At 67.4% G+C, this 1,419-nt stretch carries 1 protein-coding gene and 1 pseudogene; both read left to right on the forward strand.

Features of this window, described 5'->3' with window-relative positions:
- A pseudogene (locus tag EN879_RS40395) lies at positions 1–142 on the forward strand (MotB family protein); the annotation flags it as partial.
- Positions 139–1,419 (forward strand): chemotaxis protein MotC (locus EN879_RS35785; RefSeq protein ID WP_127274708.1); only part of this gene is annotated, 1,281 nt, incomplete at its 3' end. The pseudogene EN879_RS40395 and the gene EN879_RS35785, both read left to right, overlap by 4 nt.

A 1,419-nucleotide genomic window follows, 5' to 3' on the forward strand; every position in this document is an offset into this window, starting at 1 on the left:
CTACATGCTCGTGCGCGGCGGCGTCGACGAACGCCGCATCACCGAGGTCGCCGGTTTCGCGGACCGCCAGCCGAAAATAGCAGCCGATCCATTGGCGGCCGCGAACCGCCGCATCGAGATCCTGATGGCGACCGGCGGATGAAGCGAGCGGCCGTCACCCGCCGGTTGATTGGCCTGTTGCTGCTGGCCGGCGGACACCCGTCCACTGGTTTCGCCCAGGAGGCCCTGCAGCCGTATCAGCTGGTGCGCTCGCTGCAACTCATCCAGGACCGCATAGCCGCCGGGGATCATGCCGCCCTGCCGATGCAGGCCAAGCTGCTCGAGATGACGGATACGCGCCTGCGCGCGGCGAATGCCGAGGACTACAAGGATCCCAAGAATTTTCGGGCCCTGCTTGTCTACGGCATGAGCGGCGGCAACCCGGTGACCGTCGAAGCGGCCACGTCGCGCGCTACGGCGGACCCGCAAAGCCTTGCCATCGCCAAAGGCGTGATTGAGTACCTCAACGGCCGGCCCGGCAAGGCTATCGAAGCCTTGAGGCCGATCGATCCCATGGCGCTGCCTCCGGATCTCGGCGCCTTCCTCGCTTTGGTCAAAGGCTCGCTGCTTGCCGGCGATCAACCGGCGACCGCACTCGGTCTGCTCGACGAGGCAAGATTGCTCAGCCCCGGCACGCTGGTCGAGGAGGCGGCACTTCGCCGTTCGGTCGGCCTTGCAGTCGCGCAAGGCGACGCGGCACGTTTCGCCCTTGCTTCCACCCAGTATGTCGAGCGCTACCTCTATTCGCCCTATGCCAGCCAGTTCGCGGACTCCTTTGTCTCCGGCGTCATCGCGCTGCACATGTCGATCAGCCAGGACAAGCTGGGCGACATCACCTCGATGATGGATCCCGAGCGCGAGAAGGTGATCTATCTGCGCATCGCCCGCCGTGCCGCGATAGACGGCCTGAACGACCTTTCGGCCTTCGCTTCGGCGCGGGCCGAGCAGGGCCGTGACGGCAACACCAATCAGGACGATCCACGCGCCCTGCTCTATGCCAGCCTTTCCACCGTCACCTCGGGCACAATCGAGGACATTCGTGCCAAGCTCGGCAAGATCGATCGCAGCCGGCTGTCGGAGGGCGACCGCGCCTTGCTCGACGCCGCTCAGGCCATTGCCGGCGAGGTCGTCGCGCCGCCCACCGCCCTTCCGGCGGAAAAGCCTGCCCCTGTCGCGGCCGAGCAACCTCCGGCTCCCGAGATCGCCACGCCGCAAAACGCCGATGACAGTGGCTTGCCACCGGTCGAAGGCGCCATCTCGGAGCAACCCGCCGCCACCGCGGCCTCCGGCGGACCGGCCGCCAATGCGCCGGACACGGCGGCAGTTGCAGCCACATCCGCCGAGCCTGCGACCGTCGTGCCGGCGTCGGCACCTTCGCCC

It is taken from the genome of Mesorhizobium sp. M7A.F.Ca.AU.002.02.1.1 (genome assembly GCF_003998535.1).
Taxonomy (GTDB): domain Bacteria; phylum Pseudomonadota; class Alphaproteobacteria; order Rhizobiales; family Rhizobiaceae; genus Mesorhizobium; species Mesorhizobium ciceri.